We start from the raw sequence: 8,302 nt of genomic DNA, 5'->3' as shown, positions 1-8,302 counted from the left end.
CGGGCCCCATCTGGACCTTGGCCTTGATCCACTCGGGCTTGCGTTCGACCGGGACCGCTTTGTTGCGCTGCTCAACACGCAGCAACTTGCGGCCTTCAGGTGCCAGGGTCACTGGATAGCTCCTTCGGGGCTGAGGACGAGTGCTTCTTCGTGCTTGCGGAATTCTTCCACGAAGCGGTCGACGATGTCCGCGGGGTTGATGGTGCGGCCCGTCTCCAGGGACATGGTGGTGACCCCGGCGTCTGTGATGCCGCAGGCGATGATCTGTGCGTAGGGCGCGAGATCATTGCTGCAGTTGATGGCGACGCCGTGCATGGTCACGCCGTCGAGCACCCGGATGCCGATCGCGGCGATCTTGCGGTCCGGGCCCTTTTCGTCGGCCTTGATCCAGACTCCGGCACGGCCCTTGATGCGCTCTGCCTTGATGCCGTAGTCGGTCATGATGGCGATCATGGTGGCTTCCAGGCGTTCCACGTAATCGCGGATACCTGCCCGGTTCTTCAGTTTGATGATCGGATAAGCGATCAACTGCCCGGGGCCATGCCAGGTGAGTTTGCCGCCACGGTCCACGGGAACCACCGGGGTTCCGTCGAAGGGGCGTTCGTGGTCTTCCGTCAGTTTGCCTGCCGTGTAGACAGCGGCGTGCTCCAGGAGCAAAACGGTATTGGGTCCCTCGCCGGCAACAACCTTGTTGTGGATTTCGCGCTGCAGGTCCCAGCCATGCATGTAATCGACGAAATCGGGGGCAAGACCCAGTTGTGAAAACTCGAGAGTCATGCGTCCAAGCTTAGACCCCGTCCGCGCCACGCCATGATTTTGTGGCCAAGCTCTCAGTCATCAGCGGTGATTTGGCTGCCTGTGGATAACTTCTGCGGCATTTCCGGGTTTCCGGTATTCCTGGAAGCATGGAATTTCCCAACGCCCCGCTGATTCCCGGCCACAAGGCCGTCCGCGAACTGGGGCGCGGCGCCAGTGCTTCGGTGTGGCTCGCCACCGGCAAGAACGACGGCGGCCAAGTCGCCGTCAAATGCTTCACTGGGGGAGCCGCCGCCGTGTCCGATGGGCAGGACCTTTCCGGCCTGCAGCGGGAAGTCAGGATCCTCTCCCGGCTCCAACACGAGCACTTGGTGCAGATACACGACGTCATCCGGCTCGGAGGCGCCTTCGACGGCATGCCCGGGCTCGTGATGGACTATGCCGCCGGGGGATCCCTGGGTCGTCTCGTCAGCGCGAGGAAGAAGCTCACCGTGGCGGAGACGGTCACGGTCATCACGCCGCTTGCCCGCACGCTGGCTTTCCTCCACCAGGAGGGCGTGGTGCATTCGGATGTGTCCCCCGGGAACATCCTTTTCACGGCGCACGGCAAGCCGCTTCTTGCCGATCTGGGCCTCGCCCGCTTGCTCGGTGATTCCGGGAAAGTTCCGGTCCAGGGAACGCCGGGTTTCAGTGACCCGGCGGCGGATCGCGAGGAGGGTGTCCTCCGCCCTGAACGTGACTGCTTTTCGCTGGCCGCCATCGCCTGGTTCTGCCTTACCGGGATGCCTCCCGAGCGCGCATCGAGGCGTCCTCCGCTCACCTTGGTGGTGCCTGAGGTGCCCGTAGCCTTGGCCGCCGCGATCGAGGCAGGCCTCCAGGAAAACCCGGCCGCCCGGCCTGCTGCCATGGCCTTCGGAGCCGCTGTCTACCGCAGCGCCGCTGCGGCTCCAGTGGATCTCGCGGATGCTGTGGACAGCACCGTTGTTCCGGAACTGTTGACCCGGCGTCGGCCGGCTTCAGGCAAGGGCATGCGTGCGAAGCGGCCGCTGCGCGGCCAGGGCCGGCCTCCGTTCGGGCCGTCCGGCAGGCGTGCTGCTGCGGAAGCCGGGCCGCGGCCCTTGGCAGGACCCCGGCGGAAAGTCCCGGGTTGGGTTGCAGGGGCGCTGGTCGTAGCGCTCCTGGTTGCCGGCGGCATCTGGTGGTCTTCTGCACAGCCGAGGCCGTTGCCGACGGCCCAGGGCGGCAACCCGACAGTTCCCGCCAGCGCTCCGGCGTCCCCCGGCCCCAGTGGCGGCATGAGCGAAACGGTCCGGATGCAGTTGCAATCCGACCGGCCCGAAGAAGCCATCAGAGGCTTGTCCGCCCTCCGTGATTCCGCCCTCCGCACGGGAAAGCTGGAGCTCTTCGCGGACGTCAACGCCGCCGGATCGCCGGCGGCAGCCGCGGACGCAAAGCTCCGGGCGCAGATGGAAAAGGAAGGAGTGGTGCTGGCCGGGTTCACGACCATCCTGAAGGACATCCGCGTTTCAAGCCCCGCCGGGAACGTGGAGGCGGCCGTCATCGCCGTCGTCGAAACCTCCCGCTTCGAGGAACGCGACGCGTCAGGGAAGCTGGTCCGCGCCCGGGAGGCCGTACCGCCACAGCAACTGCGGCTGGTGCTCTCGAAGGTCGACGGCGGGTGGCGGATCGTGGACATCCTCGCCGGGGGCGCGTGAAGGGACGCCTGAAGCGGCTTGTCGCAGGCCGTTCGTGAACCGGCCGCGGAGCCTAGGATCCGCGGGTCTCCGAGGCGATCCACGCAGCAGCGTCGGAGAGCGCAGGGTGCTGCCATTCGAAACCTGCGCCGAGCAGTCGTGCCGGTTCCATCCTTTGGCTCGCCAGGACCAGTTCATCCGCAAGCCGGCCGAGCACCAGCCGCAGCGCAGGGGCTGGCACCCTGAAGAAAGCGGTCCGGTGCAAGGCGCCCGCCAGCGCCGCCACCAGGGCGTTGACGTCCGCGCTTTCCGGCGCACAGACATTCACCGGTCCCTCGAGCCCGGACCCGAGCAGGAATTCAAGCGCGGCAACCTCGTCCGGCAGGGTGATCCACGGCCAGTACTGGCGCCCGTTGCCGAAGGGGCCGCCCAGGCCGAGCTTCAGCAGGGGAAGCAGGGGACCCAAGGCGCCGCCTTTCGGGCTGAGCACGACCCCGGTCCGTGGAGTGACCACCCTGACCCCGGAGGGTGCAGAGTGCGCGGCAGCTTCCCATTCGACGCAGAGCCTGGACAGGGCGCCGGTCCCCGCGGCGGCGTCCTCCCGCAGCACACCGGAACGCGAACCGTAGTACCCCGAAGCGGACTGGCTCAGGAACACAGCCGGAGGATCCTGCATGCGGGACATGGCGGCAGTCAGCGTCCCGGTTGTCCGCAGGCGCGACGATGTCAGTTCCCGCAACCGCGCTTTGGTCCAGCGGCGATCCCCGATGCCGGCGCCCGAGAGGTTGATCACGGCACCGGCGCCGTCGAGGACCTTTCCGTCCAAAGTCCCGGCCGCGGGATCCCAGGACCACTCGTCGGTGGCAGTCGCCGGCCGCCGGACGAGGCGGACCACCTCGTGGCCCTTGCTGCGAAGGCTTTCCGCCAGCGCGGTCCCGATCAAGCCCGATGCTCCGGAAATGACGATTCGCATGCCCTCATCACATCACGGCGCGCGGTTTTCCGGCACGGCGACGCCTTCCGGGGGCGAAAGATCCGTTTGGCTATGATCGAACGATGACCTCCTCCAGTTACTTCCGTTTTCCGCATCTGCACGGCGATCTGGTCACCTTCGTGGCCGAGGACGACATCTGGGTCGCCCCTCTCGCCGGCGGACGTGCATGGCGTGTTTCGGCCCAGCAGTTGCCGGCCCGCAGCCCGCGCTTCTCGCCGGACGGAAAGCAGCTTGTCTGGACCACAATCGTCGGAACCGCCCCTGAGGTGGTTACTGCCGACGTCGACGGGGGTGCGTACCGCCAGTTGACTTACTTCGGGCACAGCAGCACCCGCGTCAGGGGATTCACCCCCGCAGGCGAGGTGCTGGTCACCAGCTCTTACCGGCAGTCGGAAAGCCGTCACAGCTACGCCTACGCGCTGCCGCTGGACGGAGGGTCCGCCGTCGAGCTCCCTTACGGGCCCGTCGAATCCGTGGCTTTCGGGCCCGAAGTGGGGGATGAGCGTCCCGTGGTCCTGGCCAGCGTGCTGTCCAGGGAACCCGCCTGGTGGAAGCGGTACCGCGGCGGAACCGCAGGGAAGCTGTGGATCGACCGCGATGGCAACGGCGAATTCGAACGGCTGGTGCAGGAGCTCGACGGCAACCTGGCCGATCCCATGTGGATCGACGGGCGGATCGCGTTCCTTTCGGACCACGAAGGCCACGGCAACCTGTATTCGGTGCTCCCGGACGGCAGCGGACTGCGCCGGCACACCGACCACGAGGACTTCTACGTGCGCCATGCCGCGACGGACGGCACCCGTGTGGTGTTCGAATCCGCCGGCGAACTGTGGGTGCTGCCAGGCCTTGCGGAGGGCTCCACGGCGGCGAAGCTGGACATTACCCTGGGTTCCGCCTCCCAGAACCGGCGCCCCGCCCCGCTGAAGGTCGGCGCCCACCTGGGCGAGGTCTTCCCCAACACGGCCGGCACCGCCAGCGCCGTGGAAAGCCACGGCACCATCCACTGGCTCCGCCACAAGGACGGCCCTTCCCGGGTCATCGAAGCCACCCCGGGCGTGCGCGCCCGCCTGCCCCGCCCGCTCGCCGGCGGAAAGATCGCCTACGTGGCGGACCACGGCGGCGTCGAAGCCATCTACATCAAGGACATTGCCGCCCCGCTGGCGCTGCAGGCAGGGGCCCGGACGCAGCCCGGAACTCCCCGTGAGACCCCTGCTGCGCAGCCGGAGGAGCGGGCGCAGCCCGACGCGCTGCCGCGGCCGGTGTCGGCGGCCGTGGTCACCGGGGTCACCGGGAGTGCCGTGGCCGCAGACGGTGCTGAGGGCGCTGTACATGACGGGGAAACAGTGCATGACGAGGTAACAGGACAGCACCCGGAAGGCACCGACGACGGCGGAACCCCCGCGGCCGGGGCAGCTCCGGAGGCTCCGGAAACGGTCCGCCGCATCGACTTCCCGCGCCCCGCCCGGCCCAGCGCCCTCGAGGCGAGCCCGGACGGACGCTGGCTCGCTGTCGGCACGGCATTCGGGGACGTCTTCCTGGCCGATACCCGCGACGGCGACCTGGAACCCCTGGTGACCATCGGGGACGGCACCATCGACGCACTGGCGTGGTCCCCGGATTCGCAATGGCTTGCCTGGTCCGAACCGGTCACATCCTTCGGCTCGCGAAGCAAGCTGCGCATGGCCAAGGCCGACGGCAGCAGCGGGATCATCGACATCACGGACGGCCGCTTCTGCGACGAATCGCCGGTGTTCACGCCCGACGGCAAGTTCCTCGCCTTCCTCTCCAACCGCAGCTTCGACCCCGTCTATGACGGGCACGCCTTCGACCTTTCCTTCCCCAGCCCCATCAAGCCATACCTGCTGGCCCTCGCCGCGGAGACGCCGTCGCCCTTCGGTCCTGCCGTTGACTTGCAGGACGAGGACGGAACGGACGACGACGGCGCCGCCGCCACCGGGGGAGCGGAACCGGCCGCTCAGGGGACCGCTGTTCCCGAGGTGCGGGTCGACGTCGACGGCCTGGCGTTCAGGGTGATCGGAGTGCCCGTGCCGCAGGGCAACTACTCCCGGCTCTCCGCCGCGGACGGGGCACTGCTCTGGCTGGATACGCCCCTTTCCGGCGTCACTGGCGACGGCCGCGGCAGCCTGCAGGACAAGGCGCCGGCGCCGTCCCTGGTCCGCTATGAGCTGGGCAAGCGGAAGCAGTGCACGCTGGTGCCTGCCCTGACGGGCTACCGGCTGTCCGCGGACGGCCGCAAGATCGTCTTCGTCCATGAAAAACAGCTCAGCGCGGCACCCGCCACGGCCAAGGCCGACGAGGAATCCGGCGAACTGGTGAAGGTGGACCTGCAGCGCGTCCGCGTGCTCCTGGAACCGCTGGCCGTCTGGGGCCAGGCCTTCGACGAGGCGTGGCGGCTGCAGCGGGACTTCTTCTGGACCGAGGACATGGCGGGGCAGGACTGGGAGGCAGTCTACCGGCGCTACCGTCCGCTGGTGGAACGTCTTGGCTCGCACGACGACCTCGTGGACCTGCTGTGGGAGCTGCACGGCGAACTGGGCACCTCGCACGCCTACGTGCGTCCGGCGGCCGTGACCGAGGCCGGCAGCAATGGCCAGGGCCGGCTCGGTGCCGACCTCGAGTACCGCGACGGCGGCTGGGAGATCACCCGGATCCTGTCCGGCGATTCCTCCGACCCCCTGGCCAACCCGCCGCTCAAGCGCCCCGGAGCCGACGCGAAGGAGGGCGACATCCTGCTGGCGATCGACGGCGTCGCTCTCTCGGCTGAGGTGACACCGGCGAAGCAGCTGCTCGGCGCCGCCGGGCGGGCCGTGGAACTGACGCTGCGCAACGGAGCCGGGCACGGTGCAGCGGCCGGGCGGCAGCGGCGGATCGCCGTCGTCCCGCTCAAGGACGAGGAGCGGCTCCGCTACCAGGAATGGGTGCATGGCAACCGCCGTACAGTCCGCGAAGCGTCCAACGGCACCTTCGGATACCTGCACGTCCCCGACATGATGGCCAACGGCTGGGCACAGCTGCACCGTGACCTGGACACCGAGACGGCCCTGGATGGACTGATCGTCGACGTCCGCCGGAACCGCGGCGGGCACACGTCCCAGCTCGTGGCGGAGCTGATCGGACGCAAGGTGACCGGCTGGAGCATGCCGCGCGGCGAACGGCCGCGGACCTACCCCCACCATGCGCCGCGTGGCCCGGTGGTGATCCTTGCCGATGAGTTCGCAGGCTCGGACGGCGACATCATCACCCAGGTCTCGAAGCTGCGGGGGATCGGCCCGGTGATCGGCACCCGGACCTGGGGCGGCGTGGTCGGCATCGACAACCGCTTCACGCTGGCCGACGGCACCGGCGTCACCCAGCCGCGCTACGCCACCTGGTTCGGCGACGGCGTGGCCTGGGGCGTGGAGAACTTTGGCGTCGAACCGGACATCGAGGTGCTCTTCCCGCCGCACGCCTATGCCGCCGGCACGGACCCGCAGCTGGAATACGGCATCGGTGCCCTCAAGGAAATGGTCCAGGAACTTCCCACCGACCGCCCGCCGCTGCGGGAGGGCTACCGCACAGTCCGTCCGGAGCCACTGCCTCCGCGGCCGTAACCGGGTCCGAGGACGACTGAGGCCCTGGCTCTCCTTGCGGAGGGGCAGGGCCTCAGTTCTGTGCTGTTCCCGCTAGGCAGCGAGCGTGGCATCCAGGGTGATGTCGATGGCCGCCAGTGCGCCGGAGACGGGGCAGCCGGTCTTGGCTTCGCCGGCGATCTTCTGGAAGTCCTCTTCCGTGATGCCGGGAACCGTGGCCGTCATGGTGAGGTGGCTTCCGGTGATGCCGGTGCCGGGAACGAAGGTGACGTCGGCCTTGGTCCGGACCTCTTCCGGGGAGTAGCCGGCTTCTGCCAGGGCGTGGCTGAAGGCCATGGAGAAGCAAGCGGAGTGGGCCGCTGCGATGAGTTCCTCCGGGCTGGTCTTGCCGCCGGACTGTTCGGTGCGTGCCTTCCAGGTGACCTCATAGGTGCCCAGGCCCGAGCTGTCCAAAGTGGTGTTGCCGGCGCCTTCGATCAGGTTGCCGTTCCAAACGGTGTGTGCGGTGCGTGTTGCTGCCATGTCCACTCCTCAGCGTCGTCGCGAATTGGCCTCCGGCGGGCGCCGGAGGCCATCATGCTCAATCCTATGGATTCCCGGGCCGTGCCGCACAGGCTGTCCGCTGCGGGTGGAATGTGACCCTTTCCCCGATGCCTTAAGACAGAAGGCCACCCCGCCATGGCGGGGTGGCCTTTTTAGCTCCGGAAATCAGTGCCAGATCGTCGCGATGGCGATGTTGATCAGGGCCAGACCGCCCACACCGTGGGCCAGGCCGGTGGAGACCGGCTCGCCCTTTTTGACTTTGCGGGAGCCGATGACGGCCAGGACCGCCACGGCCACGCCGATCGCGAACTTGATGCCGAGCTTGAAGTAGTTGGCATCCATGCCCAGGACGGGGATGAGGCCCATCATCGCGATGCCGGTGAGCAACTGGAGGAACGCACCGTCGCGCTGGCGCGGGTGGACGGTCGGTTCCTTGATGGTGGCGATCCAGTAGCCCACAATCATTGCCGCGCCGACGACGTGCAAGAAGACCAGAATGCTGAAGAGAATACTCATGGCTACAGCTTAGCGAGCACCTTCTACGTCCTGTAGCAAAGCCACGGCGTGAATTGGGAACAGAAAAGCGGGGGGGGGGGGGGGGGGGGGCGGCCCGCCCCCCTCCACTTGTCTTTTAACAGCATTAGAATCTTTTAGAGTTTTTGCATACACAGAGGAGAAAATCGTGGCCACCTTCGTAGACCGGGTAGTACTTCACGTATCCGGCG

General features: G+C 67.8%; 6 protein-coding genes and 1 pseudogene. 2 read left to right on the top strand and 5 right to left on the bottom strand.

Annotation, left to right across the window (positions count from 1 at the left end; translation table 11 throughout):
* Positions 1–112, bottom strand: a pseudogene (locus tag ACNQPB_RS19995) (lipoyl synthase); the annotation flags it as partial.
* Positions 109–777: a lipoyl(octanoyl) transferase LipB gene (lipB, locus tag ACNQPB_RS19990; protein ID WP_498754171.1), complete on the bottom strand. Its 669-nt coding sequence runs from the start codon at positions 775–777 to the stop codon at positions 109–111. The pseudogene ACNQPB_RS19995 and the gene lipB, both read right to left, overlap by 4 nt.
* Before the next feature lie 128 nt (positions 778–905).
* On the opposite strand from lipB, the gene ACNQPB_RS19985 reads away from it, so the two are divergent.
* Entirely contained in the window at positions 906–2,471 is a 1,566-nt protein-coding gene (locus ACNQPB_RS19985) for a serine/threonine-protein kinase (RefSeq protein WP_498754170.1), read from the top strand.
* A 52-nt stretch (positions 2,472–2,523) separates the two neighbouring features.
* Here the strand turns inward: ACNQPB_RS19985 and ACNQPB_RS19980 are convergent, their stop codons facing one another.
* On the bottom strand, positions 2,524–3,423 hold the full coding sequence (locus tag ACNQPB_RS19980) for a TIGR01777 family oxidoreductase (protein WP_498754169.1): 900 nt from the start codon (positions 3,421–3,423) through the stop codon (positions 2,524–2,526).
* 83 nt (positions 3,424–3,506) lie between these two features.
* Here ACNQPB_RS19980 and ACNQPB_RS19975 point away from each other — a divergent pair, with 83 nt between their 5' ends.
* Positions 3,507–7,055, top strand: coding sequence for a S41 family peptidase (locus ACNQPB_RS19975; RefSeq protein ID WP_498754168.1), 3,549 nt, complete (start codon positions 3,507–3,509; stop codon positions 7,053–7,055).
* 72 nt (positions 7,056–7,127) lie between these two features.
* On the opposite strand, the gene ACNQPB_RS19970 is transcribed toward ACNQPB_RS19975, so the two are convergent.
* Together ACNQPB_RS19970 and ACNQPB_RS19965 are read right to left on the bottom strand one after the other, a co-directional pair.
* Positions 7,128–7,556: an OsmC family protein gene (locus ACNQPB_RS19970; protein ID WP_498754167.1), complete on the bottom strand. Its 429-nt coding sequence runs from the start codon at positions 7,554–7,556 to the stop codon at positions 7,128–7,130.
* A gap of 186 nt (positions 7,557–7,742) precedes the next feature.
* Positions 7,743–8,093: a hypothetical protein gene (locus ACNQPB_RS19965; protein WP_498754166.1), complete on the bottom strand. Its 351-nt coding sequence runs from the start codon at positions 8,091–8,093 to the stop codon at positions 7,743–7,745.
* Between the last annotated feature and the right edge of the window lie 209 nt (positions 8,094–8,302).

It is taken from the genome of Curtobacterium sp. LFS079, from assembly GCF_047977865.1.
Classification (GTDB): Bacteria; Actinomycetota; Actinomycetes; order Actinomycetales; family Micrococcaceae; genus Arthrobacter.
The sequence above is the reverse complement of the archived record's forward strand: the minus strand, read 5'-3'. Positions and strand labels throughout refer to the sequence as shown.